This is a genomic window from Solirubrobacter pauli, from assembly GCF_003633755.1.
Taxonomy (GTDB): domain Bacteria; phylum Actinomycetota; class Thermoleophilia; order Solirubrobacterales; family Solirubrobacteraceae; genus Solirubrobacter; species Solirubrobacter pauli.
In genome coordinates, this window is record NZ_RBIL01000001.1 from 3,978,233 (window position 1) to 3,996,425 (window position 18,193).

Genomic DNA, 18,193 nt, shown 5'->3' on the forward strand with positions numbered 1-18,193 from the left:
TCCAGAAATTGACGGTACACCGCTTATTCCCGGCACAACTACAACCCAATCCGACCTGTCAATCGCGGTTGCCGCCGTGCAAGCGGCGACCCAGGCAGCGCAGTCGGCGCGCAACGCACCGCTGAGAGCGCGTGCCAAGAGCGTCCCCGCCGACCTGGTGACCGACGCCGACGCGCGGGCCGAGCACGCCGCGGCGGAGATCATCCGCGCCGCGCGCCCCGACGACGCGATCGTCGGCGAGGAGGGCACGAGCGACGCCGGTACCACCGGCCGCCGCTGGTACCTCGACGGCATCGACGGCACGGTCGCGTTCGCCAACCGCTTCCCGGGCGGCTGGTGCAGCGCGGTCGCGCTCGTCGACGACGACGGGCCGCTCGTCAGCGCGGTCCACGACCCGCTCGGCGAGCTCTACGCCGCGGCCCGCGGCGAGGGCGCGACGTGCAACGGCGAGCCGCTCGCGATCCGCACCGGCCGCACGCTGGAGCAGGCCCACGTCGCGCTGTTCCTGCGCCAGGACCGGTTGGTGCAGCCGGGCGTACGCGCCAACGGCCACGCGATCATGGACCGCGCCGGGCTGTTCCGCCATGCCGGGCCAGGCACGCTGGAGCTCGCCTGGATCGCGGCGGGCCGGCTCGACGCGTGGATCCAGCCGAGCACCGACCCGTGGGACTGGCACCCCGGCGCGCTGCTCGTCACCGAGGCCGGGGGCGCCACGCGCGTCGTCCAGCGGGAGACGCGCTGGCACGTGGCCGGCCCGTCGTCACTGGTTGACGCGCTCGTCGCGCTGCTTACCTAGGAGGGAGCAGCGCGTGGCCGTCGAGGACGGTCTGCGCGACGTCCACCACGCGCCGCCCGCTCGAACGCGCGTGCTCGCGCAGGAGTTCGAAGGCGGCGCGCTCGCCCACCGTGTGGCGCTCCATCAGCACGCCCTTGGCGCGCTCGATCACTGCCCGCCGGTCCAGAGCCGACTCCAGCTGCGCCACCTTCTCGTGCAGCCGCTCCTCCTCGCGGTGGCGCCGCATCGCGACGTCGATCGCGCCCTGGACGTCCGCGGGCGCCCACGAGTCCACGTAGCCGGCGATGCCCATGTCCGCGGCGCGGGCGATCGTCTCGGCCGACTCGGCCTGCCGCACGGTCACCAGCACAGGGCCGGACGCGAACGTCACGGTCTCCGAGATCAGCGCCAGGCCGTGCTCGTCGTCGCCGTCGAGCACGACGAAGGCGACGTCCGGGTCTTCCCGCGCGATCAGCTCTGTGGCCTCCGCGACCGACACCGCGAACGGCGCCACCTCGTGGCCCAGCGCGTCCAGCACGTCCCCGAGCGCGCGCAGGTCCTCCTTGCGCTCGTTGGCCAGGAGGATTCGAAGGTTGCTCTCGCTCGTACTCGAAACGTCAGTGGTCATGTCCGTAACCGTCTTCTACACTTTTTGGGCCCGGCCGTGACCCCCGCCGGATGGAATCTTGCGCCCCAGACACCCGGCGCAGACCTCCGCAACCAAACGGCTTTGGCACAACTCGACGACCGAGCGAACTCCGGCAATGCGCCGCGAGGATATCCCGCTGACAGCGAATCGCGGGCGGCCCGCGCACGCGCCGACAAGGCGCTGCTCGAGCGCGCGCACCGTGGTGATCAGCGTGCGCGTTCCCAGCTCGTAGACCGCTTCCTCCCGCTGGCGCGCCAGCTGGCCCGCCGCTACCAGCGCGGCGGTGAGCCGCTGGACGACCTCGTGCAGGTCGCCAGCCTGGGCCTGTTGAAGGCGATCGACCGGTTCGACCCGAGCCGGGAGACCGCGTTCTCGAGCTTCGCCGTCCCGACCATCCTCGGGGAGCTCAAGCGCCACTTCCGCGATAAGGGCTGGTCCGTCCGCGTCCCGCGTGACCTGCAGGAGCTCGCGGTCAAGCTCGAGCCGGTGGGCGAGGAGCTCGCGCGTGAGCTCGGCCGCGCCGCAACGCCCGCGGAGATCGCCGAGCGCACCGGGACGACCGTCGAGCAGGTGCTCGAGGCGCGCGAGGCCGCCAGCGCCTACCGCGCCGTGAGCCTCGATCGCCCCCGTGAGGACGACGAGGACGGCGACGGCCTCGGCGCCTCCTTCGGCGTCGAGGACACCGGCTTCGCCAACGCGGAGGACTCCGCGACGATCGAGAGCCTGATGCGCGTCCTCAACGAGCGCGAGCGCGAGATCCTGCGCCTGCGGTTCGCCGAGGACCTCACGCAGGCGGAGATCGGCGCGCGCGTGGGCGTCTCCCAGATGCACGTGAGCCGCATCATCCGCCAGGCGATCAACCGCTTGCGCGACGCCGCCGAGCAGTAAGCCGGGTGCCGATCGGGGTACGCTCCGCCCCATGGAGCACTGGGACCTACGCACGCTCGACGTTCAGCCGCACCAGCCGAAGATCCTGCACTCCGCGCGCGGCGAAGCGCGGTCGATCCTGATCAACCTGCCTGCGGGCGAAGCGCTCGGGGAGCACGAGGTCCACGAGCGCGCGTACGTCGTCGTGATCGACGGCGAGGTCGAGCTCGGCGGGACGACCGGCGGGCCGGGCCTGGCCGCCGTGTTCGACCCGCAGGAGCGGCACGCCGTCACCGCGCACACGGACGCGCGCCTGCTGCTCGTCCTCGCTCCCTGGCCGGGCGACGGCCACCCAGGGGCCCGCGACACCTGAGGCGAGCGCGGCTGAGCCGCCGGGCCCGCTCATGGCGGGCCCGCGGCACCGTGCCGTCCGCTACCGCTTGAACTGCTCGGACGCGAGGGAGCGCGGCTCGGCGGCCGGAGTCGGCGTGCCGGGCAGGTGGAGCAGGTTCTTGACGCCGGTGATGCCCTGGACCTTGCGCGCCTCCTTGGCGAAGCGCTCCGTCCAGGCCTCGTCAGCGGTGCCGCGCAGGTAGACGACGCCGGCCTGCACGTCCACGGAGACGTCGCCCTTGGGCGCGTCGGGTGCGCGGAAGATCTCGCTGCGCACGCGGTCGGCGAGCGTCTGGTCATCCATCTCCTCGTGCCGGCGCGGAATGACGTTGTGCGCCATGCCCTTGGCCGGGCCGACGAGGCGGCGGGCCTTGTTGCGGTTGAAGTATCCGGTGGCGATCGCTCCCGCCGCCGCTGCGCCGAAAGCGATGTACGCGGTCCTCATGGTGGTCGTACCCCCTTGTGGTTGCCGTCTGAGGAAACGGCTACCCGGGGGTACGCGCCGCTACGCCCCGACCGCGCCCGAGTCGAGCGCTTCGTCCAACCGCTGCACGATCGTGAACACGCCGTCCAGACCGGTGATCCGGAACGTCTTGACGATCGCGTCGTTCGAGCACACGATCACGAGGCGCCCGTCCAGGCGGCGGAGGCGGCGGTGCGCGCCGATCAGCACGCCGAGCGACGAGGAGTCGATGAAGGTCGTCTCGGTCAGGTCGACGACGACGTGGGTGCGGCCCTCGTCGATGGGGGCGGACACACGCTGCTTGAACTCAGGGGCGGTGAAGAGGTCGATCTCGCCGGCGACGGCCACCACGTGGGTGTCGGCGTCGATGGAACGATCTTCTATTGCAAAAGCCATGGCCATCGCCGTTGGTAATCCCCGGCGACGGCCATTTCCAATCAGCCCGAACGTCTAGTTGGCAGCGTTCGCGTACTCCAGGCGGACGAGCAGGAACTCCCGCTCGCCTTCCGGAGCCACGCGCAGCTCGTCCGCGAGTTGCTCGATCACGTTGCCCACGCCGGGCACGGCCGCGTCGACCACGAGCGCGTCCCCGCCACCCGGGCGAAGCGGACCGACGCGCAGCGAGAGCGTGCGCGGGCCAGGTTCGAAGGCGACGTCGACGGTGCCGTGCAGCACGTGCGCGGGGGCGCGGGCGGCGATCAGGTCGGCCACCAGGACGGCGTCGTCCAGGCGGTCCAGCGGCAGGTCGGCGCGCGCGGCGAGCATGCCGACCACGCGGCGCAGGATCGGGCCGACGAGCGGCCCGGCGGCGATCGAGACGGTCGTGGGCGCGTCGGCGCCGCTCGGCTGGGCCGTCACGCAGCACCTCCCGGACGATGCCGCGCGAACGTCATCGCCACGCGGCTGCCGCCGCCCGGGACGGGCTGCAGCTCGACCTCGTCGGCGATCGCCGCGATCAGCGGCAGCCCGAGGCCGGGACCGTTGGTGTCCGAGCTCGAGCCGATGCCCCGGCCGTGATCGGCGACGACGACGCTCACGGCGTCGTCCGTCGGCCGGATCGTGATTTCCACTGGTCCGGGGACCTCCTGGGAGTAGGCGTGACGTACGACATTGGTGCACGCCTCGGTGACGGCGAGGCGGAGATCCTCCACGAGGTCATCAGGCAGCCTCAGCGCCTCGGCGAACGCCCCCAGGACGTGCCGGATCACCGACACGTTCTCCGGTCGGGCCGGAAGCGTCAGCTTCACGTCGGTGTCGGTGCGGTCCGTCAACGGCGTGACGGTGCGAAGTTGCGTCTGTGCGTTGCTGCCCATTGATTGTCACGCGTCCTGGTACCCCCGGCATCGTGCAGCCTAACCGTTGCAGGGCCTGGAATCTTGCGGTTCGAAGCATGACATGTCGGCGGTGACGCAGAGCCGATCACGCGGCACGGCGGACGGGACGCGGGGGCACTGCGGGCTCACCCGTCCGCTCGACGCGGTTCGCGTGCGCGCAGATCGCTTTGAACCCGGCCTGCAAGAAGTCGTTCCCGGCGCTGGCGGCGAGCACCGCGGTCACCGTCCTGCCGGCCGCCGGCGAGTGCAAGCGCAGCGCAACGAGGCCGAGCGAGCTCCACGCGCCCGTGCAGCGCGTGCACGTGAGGAGCTCCCCAACGGCGTAGCGCAGCCGCCGCCCCTTGGGCTTTCCGCGCGCCTCGTCCACGAACGGGCGACGCATCCAGCTCTCGACCTTCTCGTGCACGACGAGCTTGGAGAGGGCGAAGCTCGCCGCGGCGAGCGCGCCCAGCTCCGCGTTGGTGATCGGCTCTCGCCCGCGGGCGCTGATCGCGGTGCCCGCGAGCAGGGACCCGTAGATCGCCGACAGCGCCGCGTAGTCGCTCGGCTCGGTCGGGGTGCGGTCGACGGTCTCCAACTAGATCGGCCGCGGGTTGGGGTCCGGCGGGAGCGGCAGTGGGTCTGGGGTGGGGGACGGCGGCCGCGGGTCGGGGCCGGGCCCTGGCGGGCGCGGGTCGGGCGTGGCGTGAAGGCGCATGGGGGGCGGCTACCCCGCGCGGCCGACCCTTAACGCAAACGGGGCGCCCGTGAGGACGCCCCGTTCACTGAGGAGGAGGGTTGTGGCGCGCCAGTCGGAGAGTGGAGGGCATCCGGGCGACGCGACATCCCGTTTGTTCCCGAAGTCCTGAGTCACAAACCAACGCAGGCTCATTTCCCCGCAAATGCGTCCAGGATGTCAGCGCGTGGACCTTTCGCCCTCGCCCTCGCCGCCGACGACCGGTCGCGCCACGTCGGCGTGGTCGCCCGAGCCGCGGTTGAAGCGCGGCGGCGCGCCCGTGCCGCCCGAGTGCTCGGCGTCCTGACCGCCGATGGTGCGCCCCTCGCCGTCCTGCTCGCCCGCGTGCTCGCTCGTATCGCCGAGCGGCGTGCCGCTCTCGGAGCCGAGGATCGAGAGCGGGTTCTGGTCGGCGCCGGGATCTCCGGCGTCGGACAGGTTGTCCTTCTTCATGGAGCTCATGACGAGGAACGTGATGAAGCCGGCGATGATGAGGATCGCCAGCACGCCGGCAATGACATATCCCATACGGGTCCGGCTACCCGCGCTCGCGTCACGGTGAAACGACGCCACCGGTGGGTAGCGCTGGACGTATGGCTACTGAACTCGCAGGCAAGAAGATCGCGTTCCTCGCCGCCGAGGGCGTGGAGCAGGTGGAGCTGACGGAGCCGTGGAAGGCGGTCGAGCAGGCCGGTGGCACGCCGGAGCTGCTGTCGGTGGAGGACGGTGAGGTGCAGGCCTTCAACCACCTGGACAAAGCCGACACCTTCAAGGTCGACAAGATCGTGTCCGACGCGAGCGCGGCCGACTACGACGGGCTCGTGCTGCCCGGTGGCGTCGCCAACCCGGACTTCCTGCGCACCGACGAGGACGCCGTCGCCTTCGTGCGCGCCTTCTTCGAGCAGGCCAAGCCGGTCGGCGTGATCTGCCACGGGCCGTGGACGCTCGTGGAGGCCGACGTCCTCAAGGGCCGCACGATCACGTCCTGGCCGTCGTTGAGGACCGACATCGAGAACGCCGGCGGCACCTGGGTCGACGAGGAGGTCCACGTCGACAACGGGCTCACGAGCTCACGCAACCCGGACGACCTGCCCGCGTTCTGCGCGAAGATCGTCGAGGAGTTCGCCGAGGGCAAGCACGCCGAGCAGGCCGCGAGCGTCTAGCGCGTCCATGGCCACGGCGATCCTCGACATCGACGGCACGCTCGTCGACACGAACTACCACCACGCGGTGGCGTGGTACCGGGCGTTCCGCGCACACGGGTTCGTGATCCCGCTGTGGCAGATCCACCGGCACATCGGCATGGGCGGTGATCAGCTGGTCACCGCCCTCGCGGGTGAGGGCTTCGACCGCGAGCACGGCGACGAGGTCCGCGCCGCGGAGAAGATCCTCTACACGCAGCTGATCGACGAGGTCCAGCCCCTCACGGGCGCGCGTGCGCTGATCGAGGACCTCAAGGGCGGCGGGCACACGGTGATCCTGGCCTCGTCCGCGAAGCCCGAGGAGCTCGAGCACTACCTGACGCTGCTCGACGCCCGCTCGCTCGTCGACGACTGGACGGACTCCGGCGACGTCGAGCAGACCAAGCCCGAGCCGGACCTCGTGCTCGCGGCGCTCGAGAAGGCGGACGCGGACGCCAAGGACGCCGTGATGATCGGCGACTCGACGTGGGACTGCGAGGCGGCGAAGCGCGCGAAGGTGCGCTCGATCGGCGTGCTGACGGGCGGGTTCAGCGAGACCGAGCTGCTCGACGCGGGCGCCGAGAAGGTCTTCACCTCGGTCGAGGAGCTCCGGAAACACCTGGACGTCGATGTCGTAAGAGTTTGAACAGCCACCGCAGCGGAGATACGGCCACTCGAGGCCGGCACGGAGGCGTCCGGCGCAAATCGACCGACGCACCCCTGCTGCTATGGATACCCTCGAAGCCACCTCGCCGCCCGCGCCCACGGGAAGCCTGACCCGGAGGGCTCCTGCGGCACGAGAGGAGAAGCCCGTCGCGATGACCTCCGTCCGGTCAGAGGACGGTCCGAGCCGTTCCGAGGAGGACCGGCGCCTGCTGATTCGCTACCACCGCCACGGGGATCAGGCGGCGCGCGAGCAGCTGGTGCAGCGCCTGCTGCCGCTCGCACGGCGGATGGCGCGCCGCTACCGCCGCTCCGACGAGCCGCTGGACGACCTGGTGCAGGTGGCGACGCTCGGCTTGATCAAGGCCATCGACCGCTTCGACCCGTCGCGCGAGACGGCGTTCTCGTCGTACGCGGTGCCGACGATGCTCGGCGAGCTCAAGCGCTACTTCCGCGACAACGGCTGGGCGGTCCACGTCCCGCGCGGGATGCAGGAGCGCGTGATGCAGGTCGACAACGCGATGAAGGACCTCTCGCGCAAGCTCGGCCGGTCGCCGTCCGCGGCGGAGGTCGGCGAGGCGCTGAACCTCACGACCGAGCAGGTGCTGGAGGCGATGGAGGCCGCGTCGGCGTACGACGCGGTGTCGCTCGAGTCGTACCGCTTCGGTGACGAGGGGGACGGTGAGACGTACGCAGAGTCGATCGGCGTCGAGGACGACCGATTCGAGCTCGTCGAGTACGGCGCGACGATCGCGCCGACCCTCCAGGCGTTGCCCGCGCGCGACCGGATCGTCCTCCACCTGCGGTTCGTCGAGGACATGACGCAGGCGGAGATCGCCGAGCGGGTGGGCGTTTCGCAGATGCACGTGTCCCGGCTCATCCGCCGCGCGCTCGAGCGGCTGAGGACCGTCGCAGAACACTCAGGGTAAGTTCACCGCGTTTGCGGTTAACCCCCAGGGGGCTAACCGCTTCCCGCGGTTAGCCGTCTGACGGGGGCGTTTCATTTGAAGCGCTTCTCGGAGAGCGCCGTGGCCAATGGCCCGCGTTCTCGGCATCAATGCCGTCTTCCACGATCCTGCCGCCGCGCTGGTGGTCGACGGCGAGACCGTCGCCGCCGCGGAGGAGGAGCGCTTCTCACGGCGCAAGCACGGCAAGACCCCGGTCGCGTTCTCGACCTGGGAACTTCCGGAGCAGGCGATCAGGTGGTGTTTGAAGACGGCGGGCCTCGAGCCCGCCGACCTCGACGCCGTCGCCTACTCCTACGACCCCGGCCTCTGCCGGCCGGTCGGCCACGACATCACGACGGACAACTGGGAGGGCCTGCGCACGCTCTACGCGCAGCGCGCCCCGCTGTTCCTGAAGACCGTCCTCGACGGCTGGGAGGGTGACTTCCGCTGGGTGCCGCATCACCTCGCGCACGCGTCGTCGGCGACGTTCGCGTCCGGGTTCGACCAGTGCTCGGCGATCGTCCTCGACGGTCGTGGTGAGCGCGGCTCCTACCTGGCCGGGCGGTTCGACCAGGGCCGCTTCGCGGTGCTGCACGTGCAGGACCTGCCGAGCTCCCTCGGGCTCGTCTACGAGGAGCTGACCGCCCACCTCGGCTTCCGGCGCTCGTCGGACGAGTACAAGGTGATGGCGATGGCCTCCTACGCGGAGCCGTCGTTCCTCGAGGACTTCCGGAGGCTCGTGCGCGCCGACGGGGCCGGTGGGTTCTGCGTGGACCCGATCGACTTCTCCCGCTTCGCGCCGGCCCTGCCCCCGGACGGCGCGTGGGGCCCGGAGCACGCCGCGCTCGCCTCGACGGTGCAGGCGCGCCTGGAAGAGGTGCTGATCGAGCTCGCGACGTGGCTGCAGGCGCAGACCGGCGACCGCGACCTCGTGCTCGCCGGCGGCGTCGCGCTCAACTGCGTGGCCAACTCGCGGCTGTGGCGCGAGGGACCGTTCTCACGCGTGTGGGTGCAGCCCGCCGCGGGCGACTCGGGCACGGCGCTGGGGGCGGCGATGCAGGTCGCGCACGAGCTGGGCGACCACGTGGCGCCCATGCGCACCGCGGCGCTGGGCCGCGGCTTCGCCGACGATGAGCTGGCCGCCACGCTGTCGACGGCGGGCGTCGAGTTCACGCGGCCCGACGACATCGCCGACGCGGTCGCCGGGGTGCTGGCGGACAACGGCGTGGTCGCCTGGTTCCAGGGCCGCTCGGAGTTCGGGCCGCGGGCGCTCGGCCACCGGTCGCTGCTGGCCGATCCGCGTCATCCCGGCAACCTCGAGAAGCTCAACGACATCAAGGGCCGCGAGCAGTTCCGGCCGGTCGCGCCGATGGTGCTCGCGCCGCGGGCGGGCGAGATCTTCTGCGACGGGCCGATCCCGTCGCCGTTCATGCTCTTCACGCACAACGTCCGCGAGGAGTGGAAGGACCGGATCCCGGCGGTCGTGCACGTCGACGGCACGGCGCGGATCCAGACCGTGGACCCCGTGGAGGAGCCGCTCGTGGCGCGGATGCTGTCCTCCTTCGAGGCGCTGACGGGCGTCCCGGTCGTGGTCAACACGTCCCTGAACACCGCGGGCCGGCCGATGGTCGACGACCCGCGGGACGCGCTCGAGTGCTTCGGCTCGAGCCCGGTCGACGCGCTGGCGATCGGGCCGTTCCTGCTCACGCGCAACCGGGTGGCGGTCGCGTGAGCTACGAGATCGTCATCCCGACGTCGGGGCGGGCGTCGCTCGCCGCCGTGTTGGACGCGATCGGACCGGGCGACGACGTGATCGTCGTCGACGACCGTCGCGATCGGTCACACCCGCTGCCTGTGTCGGGCGCGCGGGTGCTGGCCGGTCCGGCGCGTGGGCCGGCCGCGGCGCGGAACGCCGGCTGGCGGGCGACCCGGTCGGACTGGGTGGTGTTCCTCGACGACGACGTGGTCCCGCCGCCGGGCTGGCGTGAGGCCCTGGCCGGCGACCTGGCGGCCGCGCGCGACGCGGGCGCGACGCAGGGCCGGATCGTCGTCCCGGTCGGGCCGCGGCCGACGGACTGGGAGCGCAACGTCGCCGGGCTGCAGGACGCGCAGTGGGCGACCGCGGACATGGCCTACCGCCGTGAGGCGCTCGCCGCCGTCGGCGGGTTCGACGAGCGCTTCCCGCGCGCCTACCGCGAGGACGCCGACCTCGGCCTGCGCGTCGTGGAGGCAGGCTGGACGATCGTGCGCGGCGTGCGGTACGTCGTCCACCCGGTCGGCGAAGCCCCGGCCTCGATCTCGCTGCGCAAGCAGGCCGGCAACGCCGACGACGTGCTCATGCACCGCCTGCACGGGCCGGGGTGGCGAGCGCGCGCGGGCGTGCCGAAGGGACGTCGCCCGCGGCACCTGGCGATCGCCGCGGCGGGCGTGGGCGCGCTCGCGGCCGCGCCGCTGCACCGGCGCCTCGCGGGCGCCCTCGGCGCGGCGTGGCTGGCCGGCACGGCCGAGCTGGCGTGGGCGCGGATCAAGCCCGGTCCACGAACGGGACGCGAAGTCGCAACGATGACGTGGACGAGCGGGGCGATGCCATTCTTCGCCACTGGCTGGTGGCTTCGCGGTCTGCTCGGCGTGAGTGATGAGGGCGCGCCGCACCCGCTGCCGAAGGCGGTCCTGTTCGACCGCGACGACACGCTGATCGTCGACGTGCCGTACAACGGCGACCCCGAGCGGGTCGAGCCGGTGCCCGGGGCGCACGCCGCGCTCGAGCGCCTGCGCGCCGCGAACGTGCCGATCGGCGTCGTCTCCAACCAGAGCGGGATCGCCCGCGGCCTGCTGACCCCCGACGACGTGATCGCCGTACACGGCCGCATGCAAGCGCTCCTGGGGCCGCTCGGCCCGCTCGAGTACTGCCCGCATGGCCCCGACGACGGCTGCGCGTGCCGCAAGCCGGCGCCCGGCCTGATCGAGCGGGCGGCCGCCCGGCTGGGCGTGGCGCCGAGCGACTGCGCGGTGATCGGCGACATCGGCTCCGACGTCGAGGCGGCCCTCGCCGCGGGCGCCCGGCCGATCCTCGTGCCGACCGCGCGGACCCGCCCGGAGGAGGTGGCCGCCGCGCCGGAAGTCGCCGGCGACCTGGCCGAGGCGCTCGACCGCCTCGGGTTCGCGCCGCCGCCCGCCGCGGACCGCTCGCCGGTCGCATCGGCGGGCTCGACCCGCCCGGTCGACGCTCGCCCCGGCGAGATCGGAGCCGTCGCGTGACGCACGTGCTCGTCACCCGGCTCGACAACGACGGCGACGTCCTGCTCGCGGGCCCGGCGATCCGTGCCGTGGCCGCGGGCGCCGACCGGGTCACGCTCCTGTGCGGCCCGCGCGGCGCGCAGGCCGCGCGGTTGCTGCCCGGCGTCGACGAGGTGCTCGTCTGGCGCGCGCCGTGGATCGATCCGGACGGACACGCCGTCGACCGGGCGGACGTCGACGCGCTCGTCGCGCGGATCGCGGCGCTCGGCGTCGATCGCGCGCTGATCTTCGGCTCGTTCCACCAGAGCCCGCTGCCGACCGCGCTGATCCTGCGGCTGGCGGGGGTGCCGTGGATCGGCGCCACGTCGGTCGACTTCCCCGGCTCGCTGCTGGACCTGCGCCACCTGATCGACGACGACGTGCACGAGGTCGAGCGCTCGCTGGACCTGGCCCGCGCCGCCGGCTTCCCACCACCCACCGACGACCGCCTGAACATAAAGAGGGACAGTCCCGCTTTCGAGTTGGCGCCCGGCTACGTGGTCGTCCATCCGGGCGCGTCGGTGCCGGCGCGCGCCTGGTCGCCGGAGCGCAACCGCGCGCTGGTGGCCGCGCTCGACCGGCCGGTCGTCGTCACCGGCGGGCCGGGTGAACGCGAGCTGACCGCGTACGTCGCCGGCGACCACGGCCATGACCTGGGCGGCGCGACGACCCTGGCCGAGCTGGCCTCGGTGATCGCCGAGGCCGACGCGATCGTGGTCGGCAACACCGGTCCCGCGCACCTGGCGGCGGCGGTCGGCACGCCGGTCGTCTCCCTCTTCGCCCCGACGGTCCCGGCGGTCCGCTGGCGGCCCTGGCGCGTCCCGCACGAGCTGCTGTTCGTGGACGTCCCGTGCGCCGGCTGCCGCGCCCGCGTCTGCCCCGTCGAGGGCCATCCCTGTCTCAACGGCGTGACCGTCGACGCAGTCGTCGACGCGGTCCAGCGCCTTGCCCCGAAGGCGGTGCTCGCATGAAGATCCTGCTCTGGCACGTGCACGGCGCGTGGACGACCTCGTTCGTCCAAGGCCGCCACGAGTACGTCGTCCCGTGCACGCCCGACCGCGGCGCCGACGGCGTCGGCATCGCGCGCACCTACGACTGGCCGGACACGGTCAGCGAGATCCCGCTCGACGAGGTCGGCGAGCACGACTTCGACGCGATCGTCTACCAGCGCCCGCACGAGCTCGAGCTGCGGCCGCCACGCGGCGAGCAGCTGATCTACGTCGAGCACAACGCGCCGCAGGGCCGGATCAACGAGCTCCGGCACCCGATGGCCGACCGCGACGACCTCACGCTCGTCCACGTCACCCACTTCAACGCGCTCTTCTGGGACGCGGGCGCCACGCCGACGACGGTGATCGAGCACGGGATCGTCGACCCCGGCGCGCGGTACACCGGCGAGCTCGACCGGGCCGCGGTCGTCATCAACGAGGCCAAGCGGCGCGGGCGCGTCACCGGCACGGACCTGCTGCCGCGCTTCGAGCGGGCCGCGCCGATCGACCTCTTCGGCATCGGCGCGAACGACCTGCCGCACGCGCGGCTGCACGCGGAGATGGCTCGTCGGCGCGTGTACCTGCACCCGATCCGCTGGACGTCGCTGGGGCTGTCGCTGCTCGAGGCGATGCACCTGGCGATGCCGGTCGTCGTGCTCGGGACGACCGAGGCCTTCGAGGCCGTCCCGCAAGCGGCGGGCGCGGTCTCGACCCGGCTGGACGTGCTCGAGGCGACGCTCGCCCGGCTCGTCGCCGACCCCGACGAGGCGCGTGAGCGCGGCCAGGCCGCCCGCGCCGCGGCGCTTTCCCGGTACGGACTGCAGCGCTTCCTCGACGACTGGGACGAGGTGCTGGCGGCAGTGGAGGTGGCCTCATGAGAGTCGCGATGGTCTCAGAGCACGCGAGCCCGCTGGCCGTGCTCGGCGGTGTGGACGCGGGCGGGCAGAACGTGCACGTCGCCGCGCTGGCGACGGCGCTGGCCCGGCTCGGCGACCGCGTCGTCGTCCACACCCGGCGCGACGACGCCGGGCTGCCGCGCCGCGTCCGCCTGGCGCGCGGTGTCGAGGTCGACCACGTCGACGCCGGCCCGCCGACCGAGGTCCCCAAGGACGAGCTCCTGCAGTACATGGGCGCGTTCGCCGACGACCTGCGCGAGCAGTGGCTCGCCGACCCGCCGGACGTCGTCCACGCGCACTTCTGGATGTCCGGCCTGGCGGCGATCGCCGCTGCTCAGGAACTCGGCATCCCGGTCGTGCACACGTTCCACGCGCTCGGCACGGTCAAGCGCCGCCATCAGGGGGACCGCGACACGAGCCCGCCGACGCGGATCGCGGACGAGGCCCGCATCGCCCGCACCGTCGACCGCGTGGTCGCGACGTGCAGCGACGAGGTCTTCGAGCTGCTGCGGATGGGCGCCGACGGGCGCCGGATCACGGTCGTGCCGTGCGGGGTGGACCTGGACCGCTTCACGCCCGACGGGCCGGCGGAGCCACGGGACGCGACGGGCACCGACGGCGTGCACGCGACCGTCGACACCCCGCCCCATCGGCTGGTGGCCGCGTGCCGGCTCGTCGAGCGCAAGGGCCTCGCGGACGTGATCACCGCGCTCGCGGACATCCCCGACGCCGAGCTGCACGTCGCCGGCGGCCCGGAGGCGAGCGCGCTCGAGGCCGATCCCGAGGCGCGGCGCCTGCGGGCGCTGGCGGCGGACCTCGGCGTGGAGGACCGCCTGATCCTGCGCGGCCGCGTCGGGCGCGCGGCGATGCCCGCGCTGCTGCGGTCCGCCGACGCGGTCGTGTGCGCGCCCTGGTACGAGCCGTTCGGGATCGTCCCGCTCGAGGCGATGGCCTGCGGCGTCCCGGTGATCGCGACCGCCGTGGGCGGCCAGACCGACAGCGTCGTCCACGGCGTCACCGGCGTGCACGTCCCGCCCCGCGACCCGGGCGCGCTCGCCCGGGCCGCGAACGCGCTGCTGCGCGACGCCGACCGCCGCCGCGAGTACGGCCGTGACGGAGCGAGCCGCGCGCGGCTGCGCTTCGGCTTCGACCGGATCGCCCGCTCCACGCGCGACGTCTACGCGCCGCTCGTCGCCCGCGAGACACGCCGGACGGTGGTCCGGTGAGCGCGACCCGCTTCGTCCGCACGCTGCCTTCGGGGCGCACGCACCTCGACCAGCTGGCGCGGCCGCTCGACGCGCTCTACGCGCAGACCGACCGCCTCGACCGCTGGGGGCGCGAGCTCGCGCACGTCCTGCAGAGCGGCGGGCGGCTGCTGGCGATCGGCAACGGCGGCTCGGCCTGCCAGGCCCAGCACCTGACCGCCGAGATCGTCGGCCGCTACCGCGATGACCGCGCGCCGTTCGCGGCGCTCGCGCTGTGCACGGAGACGTCGGCGCTGACCGCGATCGGCAACGACTACGGGATCGAGGAGCTGTTCGCCCGCCAGGTGCGCGGCCACGGGCGCGAGGGGGACGTCCTGCTCGCGCTGTCCACCTCCGGCCGGTCCCCGAACATCGTCGGCGCGGTCGAGGCCGCGAACGCGCTCGGCCTCCGTACGCTCGCGCTGACCGGCCCGTCCGACAACCCGCTCGCCGACGTGGCCGACGACGCGGTCTGCATCGAGTCGCCCCACACGGCGACCGTGCAGGAGCTGCACCTGATGGCCATCCACCTCGTGTGCGCCGCCTTCGACATCGAGGTCGGCGTATGACGCGGCTCGTCGTGATCGGCGACGCGCTGCTCGACCGCGACCTCCACGGTCGCGCCGAGCGGCTCGCCCCGGACGCGCCCGTGCCCGTCGTCGACGCGATGGAGCCCGTCGCCCGCGCGGGCGGCGCCGGCCTGGCGGCCCTGCTCGCGGCCCGTGCGGGCGTGGACGTGACGCTGGTCACCGCGCTCGGCGCGGACGCCGCCGGTGAGGAGCTCCGCACGCTCCTGCGCGGCGTGGACGTGATCGACCTCGGCCTGCACGGCGCCACCCCGGAGAAGATCCGCGTGCTGGCGGGCGGTCGCCCGGTCGTGCGCCTGGACCGCGGCGGCGAGTCGTGCGGCTGCGGCCCGCTGCCGGCGGGCGCCCTGGACGGCGCCGACGCCGTGCTCGTGTCCGACTACGGCCGCGGCGTGGCCGCCGAGCCGACCGTGCGCGCCGCGCTCGCCGACCTCGACGTGCCGCTGATCTGGGACCCGCACCCGAAGGGCCCCGAGCCGGTCCGGGGCGCGACCCTGGTCACGCCGAACCTCAAAGAGGCAACAGCCTCAGCCTCCACTTCAGGTGAAGACTCGGCCCTCGCCGCCGGTGAGACGGCAGGGCGCGTCCTCGCGGAGCGCTGGCGCGCCGTCGCCGTCGCCGTCACGCTGAGCGAGCGAGGCGCCGTGGTCGTGTCTGGCGACTCGCCCGCGCTGGCGGTGCCGGCGCCGCGCGTCGCCGGCGGTGACCCGTGCGGGGCCGGCGACTGCTTCGCCGCGACCGCCGCGGCGCGGATCGCGCAGGGCGCGCTGCCGTCCGAGGCGGTGCGTGCGGCCGTCGACGCGGCGTCCGCGTTCGTCGCGGGCGACGACACGCCGAGGCGCCACGAGGGCGACGCGCGGGCGGTCGCGGAGCGTGTCCGCGCCGCCGGCGGCACGGTCGTCGCGACGGGCGGGTGCTTCGACCTGCTGCACGCCGGGCACGTCCGCATGCTCGAGCAGGCCCGTGCGCTCGGCGACTGCCTGATCGTGTGCCTGAACTCGGATGCGTCGGTCGCGCGCCTGAAGGGCGACGACCGGCCACTCGTCGAGCAGGAGGACCGCGCCGCGGTGCTCAACGGGCTCGCCTGCGTGGACGCGGTCGTCGTCTTCGACGAGGACGACCCGCGCGCGGTGCTCGAGACGATCCGGCCACACGTGTGGGCCAAGGGCGGCGACTACGCCGTCGGCGAGCTGCCGGAAGCCGAGACGCTCGCCCGATGGGGCGGGCGTGCGGTGATCGTTCCCTACGTCGCGGGGCGCTCGACGACCCGCCTGATCACGGAGGTGCTCGCGCGTGCGCGATGAAGTCGGAACCGTCCTTGTCACCGGAGGCTCGTCGGGCCTGGGTGCGGCCGTCGCGCAAGCGGTCGAGAACCACGGTGGCACGCCGATCGTGCTTGACCGGGTGCCGCCGCCGAACGGGTTCGCCTTCCACCAGGTGGACCTCGCTGACCCGCGGGCGGCCGAGGCGGTCGTGCGCCAGGTGGCCGAGCAGGCCGGCGGGCTCGACGCCGTCGTCACCGCCGCCGGCACCGACGCGTGCGGGGACATGCTCGACGTCGACGCCGACGACTGGGACCGCGTGATCCTCGTCAACCTGCTCGGCACGGCGGCCGTCGTGCGCGCGGCGATCCCCTACCTGGAGCGGTCGCAGGGGCGCGTCGTCACCGTCGCGTCCACGCTGGGCCTCCGCGCGCTCCCCGCGGCCACCGCCTACTGCGCGAGCAAGTTCGGCGTCGTCGGGTTCACCCGCGCGCTCGCGATCGAGATGGGCGACAAGGTCGGCGTGACCATGCTCATCCCCGGCGGCATGAAGACGCACTTCTTCGACGACCGCAAGGAGGAGTTCAAGCCCGGCCCGGACCAGCGGCTCAACGACCCGGCCGTCGTGGCCGAGACGGTGCTGTTCGCGCTGCGCCAGCCGCCCGGCGTCGAGCTGCGCGAGCTGCTCGTGACGCCCGCGGCTGAGCCTTCGTGGCCGTAGTCCTGATCTACCGCGCGCTCGGGCTCGGGGACTTCCTCACGGGCGTCCCCGCGTACCGGGCGCTGCGGCGCGCGTTCGGCGAGCACCGGATCGTGCTCGCCGCGCCGCGCGTCCTCGCCCCGCTCGCCGAGCTCACCGGCGCGATCGACGAGGTGGTGGACACGGCGCCGCTCGGTCCCGCCCCGGCGGGCGCCGACGTCGCCGTCAACCTGCACGGCCGCGGCCCACAGAGCATCGAGCTGCTCCGGGCATCGAACCCGACGCGGCTGATCACCTTCACGACCGGCACCTGGCGTGAGGACGAGCACGAGGTCCACCGCTGGTGCCGCCTCCTCGGCGAGCACGGCATCCCCGCCGACCCGGACGACCTTCAGCTGCGCCCGCCGGACGTCGCCAGCCCCGCGCCCGGCGCGACCGTCATCCACCCGGGCGCCGCGAGCGTCGCCCGGCGCTGGCCGGCGGAGCGCTGGGCCGCGGTCGCGCGCACGCTCGACGACGACGTCGTCATCACCGGCGCCCCCGCGGAGCGCTCACCGCTGATCCCCGGGCGCCCGCTCGACACCGACCTGCCGACGCTCGCCGCGACCGTCGCCCACGCCCGCCGCGTCCTCTGCGGGGACACGGGCGTCGCGCACCTGGCGACCGCGTTCGGCACGCCGTCGGTCGTGCTCTTCGGCCCCACGCCGCCCGACCGCTGGGGGCCGCCGGCGAACCGTCCGCGCCACCGCGTGCTCTGGGCGGGCCGGACGGGCGACCCGCACGCCACCACCACCGACCCCGGCCTGCTCGAGATCAGCGTCGACGACGTCCTCGACGCCCTCTAAGAAGAGCGGCGCTCGGGCCCGATCTCGAACCACACGTGGGTCGAGCCCTCGTGCACGCCCCAGCGCTTGGCGACCTGGTCGACCAGATGCAGGCCCCAACCGCCGTCGACGGTCGGCTCGACGGTCATCTCGACCTTCGCCCGCTCACCGTCGCCCTGGTCGATCACCTCGCCCTTGACGACGCCGTCGTTGCCGATCCCCATCGCGAGCGTGATCGGCCGGCTCGGGCCGAACTTCACGCTGTTGGTGACGAGCTCCGAGACGACGAGCTGCAGATCCTCCAGGACGTCCGGGGCGAGGATCTGGTCGAACACCTCGAGCGCCGCACGCGCTTGCGCGGGTGCGTCCTCGGCGGGTGGGAACTGGAAGCTGAACTGCACGGTGCGGCGACCGAGCCTACGTGTCGC

Annotated in this window: 23 protein-coding genes; 15 read left to right on the forward strand and 8 right to left on the reverse strand. The window is 73.4% G+C overall.

From position 1 onward, the window contains the following. Nucleotides 1-61 precede the first annotated feature (61 nt). Nucleotides 62-796 carry an inositol monophosphatase family protein gene (locus C8N24_RS18645; RefSeq protein ID WP_281272654.1) on the forward strand — a complete coding sequence of 245 codons (735 nt, stop codon included), beginning with the start codon at nucleotides 62-64 and terminating at the stop codon, nucleotides 794-796. On the opposite strand, the gene C8N24_RS18650 is transcribed toward C8N24_RS18645, so the two are convergent. Continuing rightward, nucleotides 789-1,403 carry an ANTAR domain-containing response regulator gene (locus C8N24_RS18650; RefSeq protein WP_121252405.1) on the reverse strand — a complete coding sequence of 205 codons (615 nt, stop codon included), beginning with the start codon at nucleotides 1,401-1,403 and terminating at the stop codon, nucleotides 789-791. The two genes, C8N24_RS18645 and C8N24_RS18650, sit on opposite strands and share 8 nt — an antisense overlap. Nucleotides 1,404-1,505: 102 nt before the next feature. Here C8N24_RS18650 and C8N24_RS18655 point away from each other — a divergent pair, with 102 nt between their 5' ends. Continuing rightward, on the forward strand, nucleotides 1,506-2,312 hold the full coding sequence (locus C8N24_RS18655; protein WP_121252407.1) for a SigB/SigF/SigG family RNA polymerase sigma factor: 807 nt from the start codon (nucleotides 1,506-1,508) through the stop codon (nucleotides 2,310-2,312). Between the two features lie 31 nt (nucleotides 2,313-2,343). Further along, nucleotides 2,344-2,664 (forward strand): cupin domain-containing protein, encoded by a 321-nt coding sequence (locus tag C8N24_RS18660; RefSeq protein ID WP_121252409.1) that lies wholly within the window; start codon nucleotides 2,344-2,346, stop codon nucleotides 2,662-2,664. Between the two features lie 60 nt (nucleotides 2,665-2,724). Here the strand turns inward: C8N24_RS18660 and C8N24_RS18665 are convergent, their stop codons facing one another. The 6 genes from C8N24_RS18665 to C8N24_RS18690 all read right to left on the reverse strand — a co-directional run bounded on the left by C8N24_RS18665 (nucleotide 2,725) and on the right by C8N24_RS18690 (nucleotide 5,724). Further along, the gene (locus C8N24_RS18665; protein ID WP_121252412.1) at nucleotides 2,725-3,129 is read right to left on the reverse strand and encodes a BON domain-containing protein; all 405 of its coding nucleotides are present in this window, start codon (nucleotides 3,127-3,129) and stop codon (nucleotides 2,725-2,727) included. A 60-nt stretch (nucleotides 3,130-3,189) separates the two neighbouring features. Next, on the reverse strand, nucleotides 3,190-3,543 hold the full coding sequence (locus tag C8N24_RS18670) for an STAS domain-containing protein (protein WP_170179189.1): 354 nt from the start codon (nucleotides 3,541-3,543) through the stop codon (nucleotides 3,190-3,192). Between the two features lie 54 nt (nucleotides 3,544-3,597). Continuing rightward, the gene (locus C8N24_RS18675) at nucleotides 3,598-4,005 is read right to left on the reverse strand and encodes a hypothetical protein (protein WP_121252416.1); all 408 of its coding nucleotides are present in this window, start codon (nucleotides 4,003-4,005) and stop codon (nucleotides 3,598-3,600) included. Continuing rightward, nucleotides 4,002-4,418, reverse strand: coding sequence for an ATP-binding protein (locus C8N24_RS18680; RefSeq protein ID WP_170179190.1), 417 nt, complete (start codon nucleotides 4,416-4,418; stop codon nucleotides 4,002-4,004). Before C8N24_RS18680 ends, C8N24_RS18675 begins: the two co-directional genes overlap by 4 nt. A gap of 148 nt (nucleotides 4,419-4,566) precedes the next feature. Further along, on the reverse strand, nucleotides 4,567-5,058 hold the full coding sequence (locus C8N24_RS18685; protein WP_121252420.1) for a DUF1360 domain-containing protein: 492 nt from the start codon (nucleotides 5,056-5,058) through the stop codon (nucleotides 4,567-4,569). Nucleotides 5,059-5,376: 318 nt separating this feature from the next. Then, complete coding sequence (locus tag C8N24_RS18690; protein WP_147447875.1) at nucleotides 5,377-5,724, reverse strand: hypothetical protein; 348 nt, start codon at nucleotides 5,722-5,724, stop codon at nucleotides 5,377-5,379. Between the two features lie 65 nt (nucleotides 5,725-5,789). Between C8N24_RS18690 and C8N24_RS18695 the strand changes: the two genes are divergently transcribed. The 12 genes from C8N24_RS18695 to C8N24_RS18750 all read left to right on the forward strand — a co-directional run bounded on the left by C8N24_RS18695 (nucleotide 5,790) and on the right by C8N24_RS18750 (nucleotide 17,786). After that, nucleotides 5,790-6,359, forward strand: coding sequence for a type 1 glutamine amidotransferase domain-containing protein (locus C8N24_RS18695; protein WP_121252424.1), 570 nt, complete (start codon nucleotides 5,790-5,792; stop codon nucleotides 6,357-6,359). A 7-nt stretch (nucleotides 6,360-6,366) separates the two neighbouring features. Beyond that, nucleotides 6,367-7,023 (forward strand): HAD family hydrolase, encoded by a 657-nt coding sequence (locus C8N24_RS18700; protein ID WP_121252426.1) that lies wholly within the window; start codon nucleotides 6,367-6,369, stop codon nucleotides 7,021-7,023. A 172-nt stretch (nucleotides 7,024-7,195) separates the two neighbouring features. Then, a complete protein-coding gene (locus tag C8N24_RS18705) occupies nucleotides 7,196-7,969 on the forward strand; it encodes a SigB/SigF/SigG family RNA polymerase sigma factor (RefSeq protein ID WP_245971892.1) in 774 nt (257 codons plus the stop codon). Between the two features lie 106 nt (nucleotides 7,970-8,075). After that, nucleotides 8,076-9,719 carry a carbamoyltransferase family protein gene (locus C8N24_RS18710; protein WP_121252430.1) on the forward strand — a complete coding sequence of 548 codons (1,644 nt, stop codon included), beginning with the start codon at nucleotides 8,076-8,078 and terminating at the stop codon, nucleotides 9,717-9,719. After that, nucleotides 9,716-11,245, forward strand: a complete 1,530-nt coding sequence (locus C8N24_RS18715; protein ID WP_121252434.1) for an HAD-IIIA family hydrolase — start codon at nucleotides 9,716-9,718, stop codon at nucleotides 11,243-11,245. Before C8N24_RS18710 ends, C8N24_RS18715 begins: the two co-directional genes overlap by 4 nt. After that, nucleotides 11,242-12,234 (forward strand): glycosyltransferase family 9 protein, encoded by a 993-nt coding sequence (locus C8N24_RS18720; RefSeq protein ID WP_211340018.1) that lies wholly within the window; start codon nucleotides 11,242-11,244, stop codon nucleotides 12,232-12,234. The genes C8N24_RS18715 and C8N24_RS18720 overlap by 4 nt, the downstream gene beginning before the upstream one ends. Further along, the gene (locus C8N24_RS18725; protein ID WP_121252436.1) at nucleotides 12,231-13,130 is read left to right on the forward strand and encodes a glycosyltransferase; all 900 of its coding nucleotides are present in this window, start codon (nucleotides 12,231-12,233) and stop codon (nucleotides 13,128-13,130) included. Before C8N24_RS18720 ends, C8N24_RS18725 begins: the two co-directional genes overlap by 4 nt. Further along, nucleotides 13,127-14,374: a glycosyltransferase gene (locus tag C8N24_RS18730; RefSeq protein ID WP_121252438.1), complete on the forward strand. Its 1,248-nt coding sequence runs from the start codon at nucleotides 13,127-13,129 to the stop codon at nucleotides 14,372-14,374. The genes C8N24_RS18725 and C8N24_RS18730 overlap by 4 nt, the downstream gene beginning before the upstream one ends. Further along, nucleotides 14,371-14,961, forward strand: a complete 591-nt coding sequence (locus C8N24_RS18735) for a D-sedoheptulose-7-phosphate isomerase (protein WP_121252440.1) — start codon at nucleotides 14,371-14,373, stop codon at nucleotides 14,959-14,961. Before C8N24_RS18730 ends, C8N24_RS18735 begins: the two co-directional genes overlap by 4 nt. Beyond that, nucleotides 14,958-16,283: a D-glycero-beta-D-manno-heptose 1-phosphate adenylyltransferase gene (rfaE2, locus tag C8N24_RS18740; RefSeq protein WP_121252442.1), complete on the forward strand. Its 1,326-nt coding sequence runs from the start codon at nucleotides 14,958-14,960 to the stop codon at nucleotides 16,281-16,283. The genes C8N24_RS18735 and rfaE2 overlap by 4 nt, the downstream gene beginning before the upstream one ends. Further along, on the forward strand, nucleotides 16,273-16,962 hold the full coding sequence (locus C8N24_RS18745; RefSeq protein WP_121252445.1) for an SDR family oxidoreductase: 690 nt from the start codon (nucleotides 16,273-16,275) through the stop codon (nucleotides 16,960-16,962). Before rfaE2 ends, C8N24_RS18745 begins: the two co-directional genes overlap by 11 nt. Next, entirely contained in the window at nucleotides 16,953-17,786 is an 834-nt protein-coding gene (locus C8N24_RS18750) for a glycosyltransferase family 9 protein (RefSeq protein ID WP_121252447.1), read from the forward strand. Before C8N24_RS18745 ends, C8N24_RS18750 begins: the two co-directional genes overlap by 10 nt. Here the strand turns inward: C8N24_RS18750 and C8N24_RS34070 are convergent. Then, nucleotides 17,783-18,166 (reverse strand): ATP-binding protein, encoded by a 384-nt coding sequence (locus C8N24_RS34070; protein WP_170179191.1) that lies wholly within the window; start codon nucleotides 18,164-18,166, stop codon nucleotides 17,783-17,785. The genes C8N24_RS18750 and C8N24_RS34070 overlap by 4 nt on opposite strands. Nucleotides 18,167-18,193: the final 27 nt, after the last annotated feature.